The organism is Azospirillum fermentarium (assembly GCF_025961205.1).
GTDB lineage: Bacteria > Pseudomonadota > Alphaproteobacteria > Azospirillales > Azospirillaceae > Azospirillum > Azospirillum fermentarium.
This window is the reverse complement of record NZ_JAOQNH010000003.1, coordinates 1,097,625-1,113,482: the sequence shown is the minus strand read 5'-3', so window position 1 is coordinate 1,113,482 and position 15,858 is coordinate 1,097,625. Positions and strand designations below refer to the sequence as shown.

Below are 15,858 nucleotides of genomic sequence, written 5' to 3'. Positions count from 1 at the left end.
GGCGCTGCCCCGGTGCCCCGGCAAGGGCGGTAGCCCTTGCATCCCATCTATAGAACCAAAATGGCGCGGAAGTCGTTCACGTTGGTCAACGTCGGTCCCGTGACGACAAGATCGTTCAGGGTGGCGAAGACCGTGTAGGCGTCGTTGTCGGCCAAACGGTCCCGCGGGTCCAGGCCGGCGGCCCGTGCGCGCGCCGCCGATTGACCGTCGGCCAGAGCACCCGCGTTGTCCTCCGACCCGTCGATGCCGTCGGTGTCGCAGGCGAGCGCCGTGATGCCGTCAACCCCTGCAATGCCCAGGGCGAAGCCGAGCAGGAATTCCGCGTTCCGCCCGCCCCGGCCCTGGCCGCGCACGCTGACGCTGGTTTCCCCGCCCGACAGGATCAGGCAGGGGCGCGGCAAAGACGTGGCCCCGCGGCGCGCGGCGGTGGCGATGCCGGCCATCGCCGTGCCCACTTCCCGCGCTTCGCCCTCGATGGCATCGCCCAGCATCAGCGGCTCCACCCCGCAGGCCCGTGCGTGGGCCGCCGCCGCTTCCAGCGCCGACAGCCCCGTCGCCATCATGCGGTAGGAGCCGGCAGCGAACGCCGGGTGCGCCCCATCCGGCATCGCCGCGTCATCCGACGCCAGAAAGGCGGCGATGGAGTCCGGCGGCGTGATGCCGTAGCGCTTCAGCACCATCCGCGCCGTCGCCGCGTCCGACGCCGGGGCCACCGTGGGACCGGAGGCGATGGTGGCCGGCGCATCGCCCGGCACGTCGGAAATTGCCAGCGTCACCACCGGCGCCGGCCACGCCGCCACCGACAGCCGCCCGCCGCCCAGCCGCGACAGCACCGCGCGCACGCGGTTCATGTCCTCGATCGGCGCACCACTCTTCAACAGCGCGCTGTTGACCGTTTTCACCTCCGCCAGCGTCACGCCGGGGGGTGGCAGCATCAGCAGCGACGACCCGCCGCCCGACAGCAGGCACAGCACCAGATCCTGCCCGGTCAGCCCGTCCAGCAGCGCCAGCATCTCCCGCGCCGCCTGTTCCCCGGCGGCGTCGGGGTTGGGGTGTCCCGCTTCCACCACCCGGATGGAACGGCATGGCGCGCCGTGGCCGTGGCGGGTCACCACCATGCCGCTCAGGGGACTGGGCCAATGCTGCTCCAGCGCCGCGGCCATGGACGCCGCCGCCTTGCCCGCCCCCACCACCACCGTGCGCCCGGCGGGCGGCGGCGGCAGGTGGGCGGCCAGAATGTCGGCGGGGCGGCAGGCCGACACCGCGCGCTCGAAACAGGCGCGCAGGAAACCGCGGGGATCGGTCTGGGGGGAGGAGGGGGTGGTCATGCCGGTTCTCGTGGTTCGGGGCAAAGACGGGCCGTCACCTCGGCCACCACCCGGTCGGGCGTGATGCCGAAATGGCGGTAGAGGTCGGGCACGGAGCCGGAGGCGCCGAACCCGCTCATCCCGACGAAACCGCCGTCCTCGCCGATGTAGCGTTCCCAGCCCTGGACCACCGCGGCCTCCACCGCGACACGGACGGTAGCACGGTCGATGACGGTGCGGCGATACCCCGCATCCTGCCCGTCGAACAGCGCCCAGCACGGCATCGACACCACCGCCGTGGGGATGCCGTCGGCTTCCAGCCGCCGGCGGGCCTCCAGCGCCACCGCCACTTCCGACCCGGTGGCCAGCAGGGTGGCGCGGCGCGGCCCTCCCCCGGCCTCGGCCAGCACATAGGCGCCGCGGCGGCTGAGGTTTTCGTCCGCGGGTGCCCGCCGCACCGGCGGCAGCGGCTGGCGGGAGAACACCAGACAGGCCGGCCCACCGCGGTGGGCCAGCGCAATCTCCCAGCATTCCGCCGCCTCCACCGCGTCGGCGGGGCGCAGCACCAGCATGTTGGGGATGGCGCGCAGGGACGCCAGCACCTCCACCGGCTGGTGCGTCGGGCCGTTGGACCCGATGCCGATGGAATCGTGGGTGAACACGAACACCACCGGCAGCCCCATCAGCGCCGCCATCCGCACCGCCGGGCGTTCGTAATCGCAAAACGCCAGATAGGTGACGCCCGTCGCCACCACCCCGCCGTGGGCGGCCATGCCGTTCAGCATCGACCCCATGGCGTGTTCCCGCACCCCGTAATGGATGTAGCGCCCGCCGCGGTCATGGGCGGTGAAGGCGGCCAGACGGCGCTTGTGCAGCGTCGCCCCCTCCAGATCCGGGGCACCGGTCAGCATCTCGGGGATCAGTTCCCCCACCAGATCCACGATGTCGCCGGACAGCTTGAACCCGTGATCGCTGTGCCCCGTTTCCGCCATCCGCCGGGCAAAGGCGGCCAGCGCGTCCCGCCATCCGGCGGGCAGGTCGCCGGCGCGCATCCGCTCGAACTCCGCCCGGACGGCGGGGGGCAGGGCATCGACGCGGGCCTGCCACGCCCGCTGTTCCGCCGCCCCGCGGGCGCCGGGGTCGCGCCAGCCGGCGTAAACATCCTCGGGGATCACGAAGGGGGGATGGGGCCAGTCCAGCGCGGCGCGGGCGGCGTCGGTGTCGGCGCGGGTCAGGCGCCCGCTGTGGGCGGCGCGGGTGCCCTCCACCCGCGCGATGCCGCGCCCGATGGCGGTGGTGCAGACCACCACCGACGGGCGCGGATCGGCCTTGGCCCGGCCGATGGCGGCGGATACCGCGTCGATGTCGTGGCCGTCCACCTCCTCCACATGCCAATGGCTGGCGCGGAAGCGGGCGGCCATGTCGTCGGACAGGGCAAGGCCGATCGCGCCGTCGTCGGTGATGCGGTTGTCGTCCCACAGAAAGATCAGCTTGCCCAGCCGCAGGTGCCCGGCCAGCGCGATCACCTCCTGCCCCACGCCCTCCTGCAGGCAGCCGTCGCCCACCAGCGCATAGGTGTGGTGGTTGACGATGCCGTCGCCGAAACGGTGGTTGAGGAACGCCTCGGCCACCGCCATGCCGGCGGCATTCGCAATGCCCTGGCCCAGCAGGCCGGTGGTGACCTCGATCCCCATGGATTGGTCGATCTCGGGATGGCCGGCGGCGTGGGAACCCAGGGTGCGGAACCCCTTGATGGCGTCCAGCGTCATCTTCTCGTATCCCGCCAGATGCAGCAGGGAATAGAGCAGCATGGACCCGTGGCCGTTGGACTGCACGAAGCGGTCGCGGTCGAACCAGTGGGGATCGGCGGGGTTGAAACGCAGATGGCGGGTGAACAGGGCGGTGGCGATGTCGGCGGCCCCCAGCGGCGTGCCGGGATGGCCTTCACCGGCCCGTTCGATGGCGTCCATGGACAAAAAGCGGATCGCATCCGCCAGCCGCCGGGGTGTGGCGCGGGTCATGACCGTATCCTTGTCTTTGAAAAAGGGGGGAGTGGGCCGCGCCTCAGGCGGCGCGGTTGATGGGCGAACCGGCGGCGAACGCGCCGATGGCGGCGGTGACCTGATCGGCCACGGCCTGCCGCGCCTCCCGGCTGGCCCAGCCGATGTGCGGGGTGAGCAGGAAATCCGGGCGTCCGGCCAGCGCCATGAAGGGATGATCGGGTGCGGGCGGCTCCACCGCCGTGGCGTCCACCGCGGCACCGGAAATCAACCCGCCCGTCAGCGCCCGCACCAGCGCCGCGTCGTCGATCAACGCGCCGCGGGCGGTGTTGATGACCAGCGGGCGCCGCTCCATCCGCGCAAAGGCATCGTCGTCCAGCAGGTGGCGGGTGGCTGGCGTCAAGGGACAGTGCAGGGTGATGACGTCGCTCTCGGCCAGGAAGCGATGGAACGGCACGATGCCGGGGGCGTCGGTGTCCGCCCCCTTGCGGCCCGCGCGGATCACCCGCATGCCGAAGGCTTCGGCGATGCGGCCCACCGCCTGCCCGATGGCACCGAACCCGGCGATGCCCAGGGTGGCCCCGTGCAGGTCGCGGATGGGATGGGACAGCAGGGTGAACTGCCCGCCCGCCTGCCACGCCCCCGCCGCCACCGACTCCCGATAGGCCGGCAGCGAGCGGCGCAGCGACAGCAGCAGGGCGAACACATGCTCCGGCACCGTGTGGACGGCGTACCCCTGCACGTTGGACACCACGATCCCCCGCGCCCGGCAGGCGGCGAGGTCCACGGTGTCGGTCCCGGTCGCCGCCACCGCCACGAACCGCAGGTGCGGCAGCCGGGCGATGGTGTCGGCGCCCAGGGGCACCTTGTTCACCACCAGAACGGTGGCGTCCGCCGCCCGCTCCACCACCGCATCCGCCGCGGTCCGGCCATGGACGGTCCAGGTGTGGGGGATCTTGGGGCGGCGCAGCACCACGTCGGCGCCCAGCGTGTCGTGGTCGAGGATGACGATGCGCTCGGTCATGGACACGCCCTCACGCCGCGCCGCCGGGGCGGGTGCCCCCCGGATGGGTGCCGTTCACGGCGTGATAGCTGCGGATGACCTGGCTGTCGTCCATCGCCCCTTCCCCCCGGCCCGACGTGGCGAGGAACATCTGGTGCGCCGCCGCCGCCAGGGGCAGGGCGGCCTTGGCCTCCCGTCCCGCTTCCAGCACGATGCCCAGATCCTTGACGAAGATGTCCACCGCACTGGTGACGTGCGGCTCCGCCTCCAGCATCCGCGGACCGCGGTCCTTCAGCATCCAGCTTGCCGCCGACGATCCGCCCATGATCTCCAGCAACACCGCCGGATCGACGCCGGCCTTGGCGGCGAGCGCGAAGGCTTCCGCCGTGACGGCGATGTGGACGCCGCAGAGAAGCTGGTTGACCGTCTTGACCGCCGCCCCCTGGCCCGGCTGTTCCCCCACATGGAACAGGCGCTGGCCCATGGCCTCCAGCACCGGGCGGGCGGCGGCATAGGTGGCGGGGGCACCGGCGGCCATGATGGTCAGGCTGCCGGCGACCGCCCCCACCACGCCCCCCGACACGGGCGCATCCAGGAAGCGGCGCCCCGCCGCCTCCACCTTCGCGGCCAGGGCCGCCACCGTCCCCGGCGGGCAGGTGGCCATCAGGATCACCACCCCGCCGGGGGACAGCGCCGCGGCAGCTCCGGCGTCGAACAGCACCGCATCGGCCTGGGCGGCGTTGACCACCATCAGCACCAGCACGCCGGCCCCGCGGGCGGCGTCGGCGGCATCGGCGGCGGAGGTGCCGCCGGCCTGTTCCAGCGCCGTCAGGCTGCCGGCCTTCACGTCGAACCCCCGCACGGCGAAGCCGCGGTTCAGCAGGTTGCGCGCCATGGGCAGACCCATGGATCCCAGCCCGATAAATCCAACCGTCGTCATGATCGGCGTATCCTCAATACAGCGTGAAGGCGGGGATGTAGGACATCAGGAACAGCACGGTCAGCGCCACCAGATAGAACGGCCACAGCTCGCGCACGATGGCCCCGATGGGTTCGCGGGAAATCGCCGCCGACACGAACAGCGTGGTGCCGATGGGCGGGGTGAACAGCCCGATGCTGAGGTTCACCGCCATCATCACGCCCAACTGGATCAGATCCAGCCCGATGGTGTGCCCCACCGCCACGAAGGTCGGCCCCAGCAGCAGGATGGCCGCCGGCAGGTCGAGGAACATGCCCACCACCAGCATGATCAGGTTCATGGCCAGGATGATCAGCCACGGCTCCTTCAGCACCGTGCGGGCGTAGTCGGCCACCGCGTTGGGGATGGCCTCCATGATCAGCACGTAGCCCACCAGATTGGAGGCGGCGATCACCAGCATCACCACGCCGGTGGTGATGACCGTGCCGGTCAGCGCCGCCATCACCCGCTTGACGGTCAGGTCGCGGTAGATGAGCGCGCTGACCAGCAGGGCATAGGCGACGGCGATCACGCTCACCTCGGTCGGGGTGGCGATGCCGAAGCGCAGCAGGATCAGGATGAACGCCGGCATCAGCAGCGCCGGCAGTGCGGCCACCGTGGTGTGGGCCAGGGCACGCCACCCGCCCCCGCTTTGCAGCCGGGGGAAGTTGCGCAGACGGCCGCTGACGTAGCACACCATCATCATGCCCGCCGCCAGCATCAGCCCCGGCAGGATGCCGGCCAGGAACAGCGACGCGATGGAGGCGTTGGACACCGCGGCGAACAGGATCAGCGGGATCGACGGCGGGATCAGCCCGGCGATCACCGACGACGCGGCGGTGGTGGCGGCGCCGAAGGCCGCGGGATACCCCTCGCGCTTCTGCCACGGGATCAGCATGGACCCCAGCGCCGAGGCTTCGGCCACCGCCGATCCCGACACCCCGCCGAAGATGGTGGACCCCACCACCGTCACCTGTGCCAGACCGCCGGGATACTTGCCCACCAGGGCGGCGGCGAAGCGCACCAGCCGCTGCCCCAGCGTGCCGCTCATCATCAGCGCCCCCGACAGCACGAAGAACGGGATGGCGAGCAGGGGGAAGCTCTGCGTCGGCTGGAACAGCTTCACCACCGAAATCACCGTCGGCACCGCGCCCACGGTCATCACCGCGGCACCGGAGCTGATGATCAGGGCATAGCCCACGGGGAAGGCCAGCAGCAGCAGAACCCCGAAGACACCGACCATGATGAGGGTCATACCTCGTCCTCCGGGTTGGTGGCGCGCACGGCGCGGGGATCGTCGGCGCTCAGCAGGCGCAGGAAGGTGATGACCGCCGTCAGCCCCACCCCGGCAAAACCGGCGATCAGCGCCAGATAGGCCCAGCGCGATGAGATGCCGGTGACCGGGAACACCTCCGAGCCGGTGATCTCCAGCACGGCGAAGCCCATGTAGGTGAGGTAGAAGAAGGTGGCGGCCACCACCGCCTGCATCGCCAGCAGCAGGGCGCGGGCCATGGGCCGGCCGAGCAGGTCCAGCGTCAGCGTGACCGAGATGTGGGCGCCGTGCTGGGCGGCCAGCACCACGCCGCCCATCACCAGCCAGGGAAACAGGATGTTGGGCATTTCCGACGGCCACCCCAGCCCCTGGGTCGTCAGATAGCGCACGATCACTTCGGCCATCAGCGACAGGAACAGCAGCACCAGGGACAGGATGGCGGCGGTGGCGGCGGTCACGGCGATGGCCGTGTCCGCTGCGTGGAGGAGTGTGGCGGGAACCCCCGCCACACCATCCTCCCGGTCATGGGACAGCATCATCAGCGCCTCGTCTCCCTGGCGTCAGTTCCTGGCGGCGGCGGCTTCCTTGCGCACCAGCTTGACCAGATCGGGATACTCGGCCTCCCACTTGGCATAGACGCTCTGGGTCTTGGCGGCGAAGGGGGCGGGATCGACGGTGTTGAATTTCACGCCCGCCGCTTCCATCGTGCCGCGCAGGTCGGCGTCGGCCTTCTGCGAGGCGGTGCGGTTGAAGACTCCGGCCTCCGCCGCCGCGTCCATGACCGCCTTCTGATCGTCCTTCGACAGGGTGTCGAAGATCATCCGGCTCGCCAGCAGCGGGGTCGCTTCATACTTGTGGCCGGTCAGGGAGACGTACTTCTGCACCTCGTGCAGCTTGGACGAATAGATGTTCATCAGCGGGTTCTCCTGCCCGTCCACCACGCCCTGCTGAAGCGCGATGTAGAGTTCGGAGAAGGGCATGGGCGTGGGGTTGGCGCCCAGCGCCTTGAAGATGTCCACCGTGATGGGATCGGGGGGCGTGCGGACCTTTACCCCGGCCAGATCCTCGGGCCTGGTGATGGGGCGCACGTTGTTGGACACGTGGCGGATGCCGTTGTCCCAGAACGCCAGGACCACCAGACCCTTTTGCCGCGCCAGTTCCTTCAGCTTGTCGCCGGCGGGGCCGTCCATCACCTTCCACGCCTGCGGCAGATCCTGGAACAGGAAGGGCAGGCCCAGCACCGCGAACTGCGGCACGATGCCCGACGTGGTGCCCTGGGAATTGGCGCTGAACGCCAGCGTGCCCAGACGCATGTTGGTCAGCGCTTCGGTATCGTCGCCGTACTGGGCGCTGCCGCCCACCTCCACCTTGATGCGCCCGTTGGTCTTCTGCTGCACAAGCTCGGCGAATTTCAGGGAGGCGTCGGATTTCGGGTTGCCCGGTGCGGCGTTGTGGGCCAGACGCAGCACCTGCTGCGCCCACGCCGGTGCCAGGGCCACGGGGGCGGCGGCCAGGACGGCGCCGGCCAGCAGCGGCAGAAAAGCCTTCTTCATAACGTTCTCTCCCTTGGATTGATGTGTTCTTCGTTGGTGGGGCCGGCGTTTACAGCCAGCCCTTGATCTGCCGGACCACCGCCGCGGTGGAAATGCCGTAGCGGTCGTGCAGGGTGGGCAGGGCGCCCGCGTCCAGAAAGGCGTCGGGCAGGGCGATCTGGCGGAACGCCGGCGTCACGCCGTTGCGCAGCAGCAGCCCCGCCACCGCTTCGCCCAGCCCGCCGATGGCGGAATGGTTTTCCGCCACCACCACCAGCCGGCCCGGCTTGGCCGCTTCGCGCAGGATGGTCTCCGCGTCCAGCGGCTTGATGGTGGGGCAGTGGAGCACCGCCGCCGATACCCGGTCGCCGTCCAGTTCCTTGGCCGCTTCCAGCGCCCGCATGGTCATGAAGCCGCTGGAGATGATCAGCACATCGGTGCCGTCCCGCAGCATCTTGGCCTTGCCCAGCTCGAACGTGTAATCGTACTCGTCCAGCACCAGCGGCACGTTCCCGCGCAGCAGGCGCATGTAGACCGGGCCGTCGTGGGCGGCCATGGCCGGCACCGCCTGTTCGATATCCAGCGCATCGCAGGGATCAATGATGGTCAGGTTGGGCATGGCGCGGAAAATCGCCAGATCGTCGGTGGCCTGATGGCTGGGGCCGTAGCCGGTGGTCAGGCCGGGCAGGGCGCAGGCGATCTTGACGTTCAGCTTCTCTTCCGCAATGGCCATGCAGATGAAGTCGTAGGCGCGGCGGGACGCGAAGACGGCGTAGGTGGTGGCGAAGGGCAGGAAGCCTTCGCGCGCCAGCCCGGCGGCCGCGGCCATCAGAAGCTGTTCGGCCATGCCCATCTGATAGAAACGGTCCGGGTGGGCCTGGGCGAAGACGTGCAGGTCGGTGTATTTCGCCAGATCGGCGGTCAGCCCCACCAGATCGGGGCGGGTCTTGGCCAGTTCCACCAGCGCGGTGCCGAAGGGCGCCGCCTTGGTCCGCTGCCCCTCGCCCGCGATCGACGCGATCATGGCGGAGGTGGTCAGGCGCGGCTTTTTCACCGGAGCGGCGGCGGGGGTGGCGGTGCTCATGCGTGCTGTCTCCCGGCATCAAGGGCATCCAGGGCCTTGGCCCATTCGTCGGCTTCCACCCGCAGGAAGTGGTTGCGTTCCCGCGCTTCCAGGAAGGGCACGCCCTTGGCCATCTTGGTGTCGCAGATGATGACGCGGGGGCGGGAGCCGCCGTGGGCGCGGGCGGCGTCGATGGCGGCGGTCACCGCGTCGATGTCGTTGCCGTCCACCCGCTGGGTGAACCAGCCGAACGCTTCCCACTTCGCCACCAGCGGCTCGGAACTCAGCACGCCCATGGACGGGCCGTCGGCCTGCATGTTGTTGACGTCGATGATGCCGATCAGGTTGTCCAGCGTGTGGTGGGCCGCCGACAGGGCCGCTTCCCACGTGGCCCCCTCGTCCAGCTCGCCGTCGGAAAACAGGGTGTAGACCAGCGACGACGATTTCTTGCGCTTCAGCCCCAGCGCCATGCCGACCCCGACCGCCAGCCCCTGGCCCAGCGAGCCGCCGGTGATTTCCATCCCCGGCGTGTAGGCGGCCATGCCCGACATCGGCAGGCGGCTGTCGTCGCAGCCATAGGTCTCAAGCTCGTCCTCGGGCACGATGCCGGCCTCGATCAGCGCGGCGTAGAGCGCGATGGCGTAATGGCCGATGGACAGCAGGAAGCGGTCGCGCCCTTCCCAATGGGGATCGTCGGGCCGGTAGCGCAGGGCGTGGAAGTAGGACACCGCCAGCACGTCGGCGATGCCCAGCGCCTGGGCGATGTAGCCCTGGCCCTGAACGGCACCCATGCGCAGCGCCGTGCGGCGGATGCGGTAGGCGCGTTCGGCCAGGGAGGTGTTGGACAGGAGCGGCCCCGCCCCCTTCACGTCGGTTTCCACCCTCGTTCTCCTTTTTCCCAGAAACGCACAGGGTCAGTGGATGAGCATGCCGCCGTTCACATCCAGCGTGGCGCCGGTGATGTAGGACGACAGGTCGCTGGCCAGGAACAGGCAGGCCCGCGCCACGTCATCGGCATCGCCCAGCCGGTTCAGCGGGATGCCCTTCAGGATCTCGGCGCGCAGGGCGTCGGTCAGCTTGCCGCCGGTGATGTCGGTCTGGATCAGGCCGGGGGTGATGGAATTGACGCGGATGCCGTCCGGCCCCGCCTCGCGCGCCAGCGCCTTGGCCAGGCCCAGGACACCGGCCTTGGCGGCGCTGTAGTGGGGGCCGCCGAAGATGCCGCCGCCGCGCTGGGCCGACACCGACGACATGCACACGATGGAGCCGGCCCGCTTCTCGCGCATGTGCGGCAGCACCGCCTGGCTCATGTAGAGGGTGCCGCGCAGGCTGACGTCCATCACCGCGTCGTAGTTTTCCGGGCCGATGTCCATGAAGCGCAGCGGCTGGGTGATGCCGGCGTTGTTGACCAGCACGTCGATGCGCCCGAATTCGTCCACCACCCGCCGGGCGGCGGCGAAGCAAGCCTCCTTGTCGGTGACGTCACAGGCAAGGCCGCGGTGCGCCTCCCCCAGTTCCAGGGCGGCTTCGGCGGCCTGTCCCTCGTCGAGATCCAGGATGATGGCCCGCCCGCCGTGCAGGGCGAACAGCCGGGCGGTGGCCCGCCCGATGCCCCGGCGCGATGCGGCGCCGGTGATGACGCAAACCTTGTTGGACAGCAGCATTGTCGCTCCCTTTTGGCAAAGCCCGCCCGTGGCGGCGCTGGGCCGCGGCTGGGGCTTGTCGGTCTTGATTGGGATGCCGTGTGGTTTCCCGCCGTGGTGGCGGTCTGCTTGGCTGACTACGAGGGTAGGTTATTGAGATGAATCCGACAAACGAATAAGATCGCAAATCGTTGAATTGAATTCATGTATCCGGTGCAACGCACAAACGGGGCGGATCATGGTGAGACGGGTGTCGATCAAGGCTGTTCAAGCGTTCGAAGCCGCGGCACGCCTCGGTTCTTTCGCACTTGCCGCACAGGAACTATCCGTTACGCCTTCCGCCATAAGCCATCAGGTCAGGGTGCTGGAGGATCAGCTCAGCGTCCTTTTGTTTCATCGGATTCACCGGTCGGTGGCCCTGACCGACGCCGGGCGGCTGTATGCGGCGGAGGTGACGGCGGCCTTCGCCCGCATCGACGAGGCGACGCGCACCGTCACCACCACCGGGGGCGGCGCCATCCTGACCGTGCATTCCATGCCCAGCTTTGCGACCCAATGGCTGATGCCGCGGCTGGCGGCCATGAAAAGCCTGCATCCGGCCATCGACCTGCGGCTGCAGGCGTCGGTCGGCATGGTGGATCTGACCCAGGGGGCCATCGACGTGTCGGTCCGCTACAACCCCGGCCCGCCGCCCGCGGGGTGCGTGATGGAGATGTTTCCCGACGACCTGATCGTGCCCATGTGTTCGCCGGCGCTGGCCGACGGGCTGAACCCCATCCGCCGGCCCGAGGATCTGAGCCGCCACGTGCTGATCCATTCGGAAGTCAACATCATGGGCTGGCGCGACTGGAACCGCCGTCACCGCAAGGTGGCGCTGGATCTCGACCGCGGGCCGCGGTTCGACCGCTCGTTCATGGCCATCAGCGCGGCGGTGGACGGGATGGGGGTGTGCCTGGACAGCCTGCTGCTGGCGCAGCAGGAGCTGCAGGCGGGCAAGCTGGTGGTGCCCTTTGCCGTCCCGCCGCTGCGGGTGCCGGGGCACGGGTTCGTGACGCTGAAATCGACGGCTAAGCTGCCGAAGATTCAGGCGTTCCGCGAGTGGCTTCTGGAGGAGCTGGAGCGGGGGCGCCGCTGGCAGGAAGCGTATCTGGGGTCTCTGCCGGGCCTGGGGTGAGGGCCATGGCCCGGTCCCGCCCCTCCGCCTTGGCGCGGTACAGCCCGGCGTCGGCGCGGTGCAGCAGGCCGTCCACCGTGTCGTCCGGGATCAGGGCGGCCACCCCGGCGCTGACCGTGTGGGTGCGTCCGGTGGGGAAATCATGGGCGCGCACCGCCGTGCACAGGCGTTGGGCCAGGGCCAGCGCCTGTTCCGCGGTGGTTTCGGGACAGAGCACCAGAAACTCCTCGCCGCCCCAGCGGCCCGGCATGTCGGTGGTGCGCACCGTGGCCCGGATCACGGTGGTGAAGTGGCGCAGCACGGCATCGCCCGTCAGATGGCCGTACAGGTCGTTGATCGCCTTGAAATGGTCGATGTCCAGCAGCACCACGGCAAAGGGGCGGCCATAGCGGCGGGCGCGGTCGATTTCCTGGGGCAGCCGTTCGTTGAGGTAGCTGCGGTTGCCGATGCCGGTCAGGCTGTCGGTGCGCGACTGGCGGCGCAGCTTCTCGTTCATCTGGCGCAGCTTGACGATCCAGAACAGGCTGGTGGCCAGCACCAGCCCGCAGGCGGCCAGAATGCGCCACAGCACCTCGAAATCGATGTTCTGCTGGACGGTGATGGCGACGTGGCGGTTGGCGATCTGCTCCCGCTCGTCGGCGGTGATGGTGGCGATGCCCTTGTCCAGGATGCTGCGCAGCAGCGGTTCGCTTTTGATGACGCCGATGCGCAGGCGGTTTTCATAGCCGGGCACGGTGCCGGCCACCTTCAGGCTGAACCATCCGCCCTTCTTGATGGCATGCACCGCCACGATCATGGAGCGCATGGTCATCGACGCCCGCTTGTCCGACACCATGGCGAAGGCGTCGGCCTCGGCGGTGACGGTGGTCAGGGTCAGGTTGGGAAAATCCGTGGTCAGCCGTTCTTCCATGGCGGTGCCGCTGGGCAGCACCATGGTTTCCCCCGTCAGCCCGCCCAGATCGTCGATCAGGGGGTGCTCCTCCCGCGTGACGATGACGTTGGGATCGACGAACAGCGGGGCGGTGAAGATCAGCCACGCGTCGCGTTTGGGCGTGCGGTTGAGGAAGCTCAGGAACTTGCAGGTGCCGGCCTGGCTGGTGGCGATGCTCTCTTCCCACGTCCGGGTCGGCACCACGGTCAGCATCATTCCCACCCGCGACGCGGCCAGCCGCAGCAGGTCGGCGGCGATGCCCCGGTGCCACCCCTGGTCGGTGATGACCTCATAGGGTTCCCAGTCGGGATCGGCGCAATAATGGATGACCGGGTTGTCGCGCAGGTACGCCTGTTCCTCCGGCGTCAAGCGGACGGCATGTGCCGGGGACGCCACGGCCAGCAGGGCGAGAAAGGCGAAAAGACCATAACGATTTTCCCGCGAAAACAAGGCCATGCGTGCCACGAGCACTGTGATGCCGATAAGGAATGGAGAGGGTAGGAACACAACGGCGCCCGCGCAAGCGGCGTTTTCCCGGAACGGTCCCCGGCCCTATTTTGCCGCGGGCGGTTTTGTCTGTGCCTCCACCGACCGTAGCAGAGGGGCAATCTTGACCATCATTTCGTCATGCTCCAGCCCGGGGTCGGAATCCGCGACGATACCGCCGCCGGCCTGCGCCACCACCTGGGCGGGCGTGACGGTCAGGGTGCGGATCAGGATGCTGCTGTCCATGGCGCCGTCGAATCCGATCCACACCGCCGATCCGCAATAGGGGCCGCGGCGGGCGGCCTCCAGCTCGTCGATGATTTCCATGGCGCGGATCTTGGGCGCCCCGGTGATGGACCCGCCGGGGAAGGTGGCGCGCAGCAGGCCCACCGGTCCGATGCCGGGACGCAACCGTCCCTCCACCACCGAGACCAGATGATGGACCGACGCGAAGGTCTCCACCGCGCACAGGGATGGCACCCGCACCGACCCGATGCGCGCCACCCGCCCGATGTCGTTGCGCAAGAGGTCGGTGATCATCAGGTTTTCCGCGCGGTCCTTGACGCTGGCGGCCAGATCGGCGGCCAGGGCCGCGTCCTCGTCTCCTGAGCGCCCGCGGGGGCGGGTGCCCTTGATGGGGCGGGTTTCGATGGCCCCGTCGGCGGACAGCCGGATGAAGCGTTCGGGCGAGGCGCTGGCGATGCCGTACCCCCCATCCCCGGTCAGACAGGCGGCAAAGGGCGCCGGGCTTTGAGCCAGCAGCCGGCGGTAGAGATCGAACACCCCCACCCCCGCCGGCCTGTCCGCCAGAAACCGCCCGGTGAAATTGGCCTGGAAGATGTCGCCGGCCCGGATGTAGTCCAGCACCCGCGCCACCTGGGCCGTGTACTGGCCCCGCGTCATCTCCGCGGTCCAGCGGGCGGTGCCGGCGGCGGGCGGGGGCAAGGGACCGGGTGCGTGCGCCAGCCGTTCGGCCAGCGCCGCCCCGCGGGCCAGCGCGCGGGCCTGGCGGGCGGCGGGTTCGGTGTCGGGAAAGCCGGTGGACACCACCCAGGCGCGCCCATCCTGCGCGTCGAACACGGCGGCGGTGTCGTACAGACCCACCAGCATGTCGGGGGTGCCGTCTCCGTCACCATGGCGGGCCGGCAGCCGCTCCAGCACCCGCCCCAGCTCGTACCCCAGAAAGCCGACGGCCCCGCCACCGAACGGTTCCGGCGCCACGCCGGGGGGCAGGGTGTGGGCCGCCAGTTCCCGTTCCAGAACCGTGAAGGGATCGCCGGCCACCGCCCGTCCATCCACGGTGACGCGGGTGCCGTGGGCCGTGATGGTGCGGAAGGGATCGGCGGCGATGATGCTGAACCGCCCCCGCCCGCCGGCATCCGCCGCCCCGTGCAGCAGGGCGGCAAAGGGGGTGTCCGCGAACGGGGCGAAGGCCGCCACCGGATCGCGCGCGGGAAGCTCCCACACCGCCAGACAGAATTCCCCCGCCGGTCCCCGGCGGATCGTGACACCCATGACGCCCGACCTTCTTATTATCCGCGGCAGCCTTATGGTGTCTGCCAAGGCTTCGCCCAGGACGGGCAGCGGGGGTCCAGCCAGATGCGCAGCAGGGCGATGGCCGGGCCGGGAATATCCCGGTCCCCGGCCTCCCACCGGCGGACGGTGCGTCCTTCTGCGACTCCCAAAGCATCGGCCATCCCCTGGGCCGACAGCCCCAACGTGTGCCGTGCCTCCTTGAAGGCCTCAGGCGTCATCCCACGGCGGCGATTTTGCTGGGGATGAGGGATGCGACCATGCGGTTCAGGTCGTCGATCCGCTTGGACTGCTCCTCCCCACGAGCGTTCGACGCCACCAAGAGGGGATACATCACCTTCAGCAGTTCCTTCATTTCCGCGATGTCGCCGGCCTGCCGACGCTGTTCCGCCTCAATCGCCGAAAGACGCTGGTCAACGGTGTCCAGATGACGTTCGACGGTTTCGTTGTTCATGGCGTTCCCAGGGTATCCGCAGTCTCATAAATCATGATAGGTCCAATGGACCTAACCGTCAAGCGATACCCTTCGTTGCGGGAGTGGCGTTGGCAACCATTCTTCTTTCCTAATTTAATCCGCTTTGCTCGGCCAAGGTATTTTCAGGTACTTTCGTTGATAAGATTTTTGAAATTTCGTCCAGATTTTTTAATTTTTCGGCAAGATCACAAAATGATAGGCTGTATTCTGAGCCCTTTTCACGTGCTGGAAGATCGTCACATTTTGGTTTATCTTTGCGTGTTAAGCACTCAATGCTATCTCCGGTAATCCATATGGGGTTCAAGAGAGGTTTCCCATTTTTACCATTCTTAAAATTTTTTTTATGTCTTCATCAAAATGTTTGATTGCATTATTAAAATCGACTATCTCTTTCGTGGATTCGCAAAAATAATTTTTAAGTTGTTCGTTTTCTCGGAAAAATTCTTTGAACAAAAGCATTGCTGTGTAAGTATGAAGAAT

14 protein-coding genes are annotated in these 15,858 nt (G+C 68.6%); 1 reads left to right on the top strand and 13 read right to left on the bottom strand.

The genetic code is table 11. The features are described 5' to 3' along the window. Window positions 1–47 precede the first annotated feature (47 nt). The 10 genes from M2352_RS25175 to M2352_RS25130 are packed head-to-tail and all read right to left on the bottom strand — an operon-like array spanning window position 48 to window position 10,800. Window positions 48–1,328 carry a glycerate kinase type-2 family protein gene (locus M2352_RS25175; RefSeq protein WP_264667257.1) on the bottom strand — a complete coding sequence of 427 codons (1,281 nt, stop codon included), beginning with the start codon at window positions 1,326–1,328 and terminating at the stop codon, window positions 48–50. Next, a complete protein-coding gene (gene tkt / locus M2352_RS25170) occupies window positions 1,325–3,328 on the bottom strand; it encodes a transketolase (RefSeq protein ID WP_264667256.1) in 2,004 nt (667 codons plus the stop codon). The genes M2352_RS25175 and tkt overlap by 4 nt, the downstream gene beginning before the upstream one ends. Before the next feature lie 43 nt (window positions 3,329–3,371). Beyond that, the gene (locus tag M2352_RS25165; RefSeq protein WP_264667255.1) at window positions 3,372–4,331 is read right to left on the bottom strand and encodes a D-2-hydroxyacid dehydrogenase; all 960 of its coding nucleotides are present in this window, start codon (window positions 4,329–4,331) and stop codon (window positions 3,372–3,374) included. Between the two features lie 10 nt (window positions 4,332–4,341). Then, window positions 4,342–5,250, bottom strand: a complete 909-nt coding sequence (locus tag M2352_RS25160) for an NAD(P)-dependent oxidoreductase (protein ID WP_264667254.1) — start codon at window positions 5,248–5,250, stop codon at window positions 4,342–4,344. Window positions 5,251–5,263: 13 nt separating this feature from the next. Then, a complete protein-coding gene (locus tag M2352_RS25155) occupies window positions 5,264–6,523 on the bottom strand; it encodes a TRAP transporter large permease (RefSeq protein WP_264667253.1) in 1,260 nt (419 codons plus the stop codon). Beyond that, window positions 6,520–7,080 (bottom strand): TRAP transporter small permease, encoded by a 561-nt coding sequence (locus M2352_RS25150; RefSeq protein WP_264667252.1) that lies wholly within the window; start codon window positions 7,078–7,080, stop codon window positions 6,520–6,522. The genes M2352_RS25155 and M2352_RS25150 overlap by 4 nt, the downstream gene beginning before the upstream one ends. A gap of 21 nt (window positions 7,081–7,101) precedes the next feature. Then, window positions 7,102–8,094, bottom strand: coding sequence for a TRAP transporter substrate-binding protein (locus tag M2352_RS25145; protein WP_264667251.1), 993 nt, complete (start codon window positions 8,092–8,094; stop codon window positions 7,102–7,104). Between the two features lie 49 nt (window positions 8,095–8,143). Further along, window positions 8,144–9,157, bottom strand: coding sequence for a transketolase family protein (locus tag M2352_RS25140; RefSeq protein ID WP_264667250.1), 1,014 nt, complete (start codon window positions 9,155–9,157; stop codon window positions 8,144–8,146). Then, window positions 9,154–10,017: a transketolase gene (locus M2352_RS25135; RefSeq protein WP_264667249.1), complete on the bottom strand. Its 864-nt coding sequence runs from the start codon at window positions 10,015–10,017 to the stop codon at window positions 9,154–9,156. Before M2352_RS25135 ends, M2352_RS25140 begins: the two co-directional genes overlap by 4 nt. Before the next feature lie 33 nt (window positions 10,018–10,050). Further along, a complete protein-coding gene (locus tag M2352_RS25130; RefSeq protein ID WP_264667248.1) occupies window positions 10,051–10,800 on the bottom strand; it encodes an SDR family NAD(P)-dependent oxidoreductase in 750 nt (249 codons plus the stop codon). A gap of 217 nt (window positions 10,801–11,017) precedes the next feature. Between M2352_RS25130 and gcvA the strand changes: the two genes are divergently transcribed. Further along, window positions 11,018–11,953 carry a transcriptional regulator GcvA gene (gcvA, locus tag M2352_RS25125; RefSeq protein ID WP_264667247.1) on the top strand — a complete coding sequence of 312 codons (936 nt, stop codon included), beginning with the start codon at window positions 11,018–11,020 and terminating at the stop codon, window positions 11,951–11,953. Here the strand turns inward: gcvA and M2352_RS25120 are convergent. The 3 genes from M2352_RS25120 to M2352_RS25110 all read right to left on the bottom strand — a co-directional run bounded on the left by M2352_RS25120 (window position 11,847) and on the right by M2352_RS25110 (window position 15,357). Next, window positions 11,847–13,340, bottom strand: a complete 1,494-nt coding sequence (locus tag M2352_RS25120) for a diguanylate cyclase (protein ID WP_264667246.1) — start codon at window positions 13,338–13,340, stop codon at window positions 11,847–11,849. The genes gcvA and M2352_RS25120 overlap by 107 nt on opposite strands. Before the next feature lie 96 nt (window positions 13,341–13,436). Beyond that, on the bottom strand, window positions 13,437–14,885 hold the full coding sequence (gene pabB, locus M2352_RS25115; RefSeq protein ID WP_264667245.1) for an aminodeoxychorismate synthase component I: 1,449 nt from the start codon (window positions 14,883–14,885) through the stop codon (window positions 13,437–13,439). A gap of 235 nt (window positions 14,886–15,120) precedes the next feature. Continuing rightward, entirely contained in the window at window positions 15,121–15,357 is a 237-nt protein-coding gene (locus M2352_RS25110; protein ID WP_264667244.1) for a hypothetical protein, read from the bottom strand. Window positions 15,358–15,858: the final 501 nt, after the last annotated feature.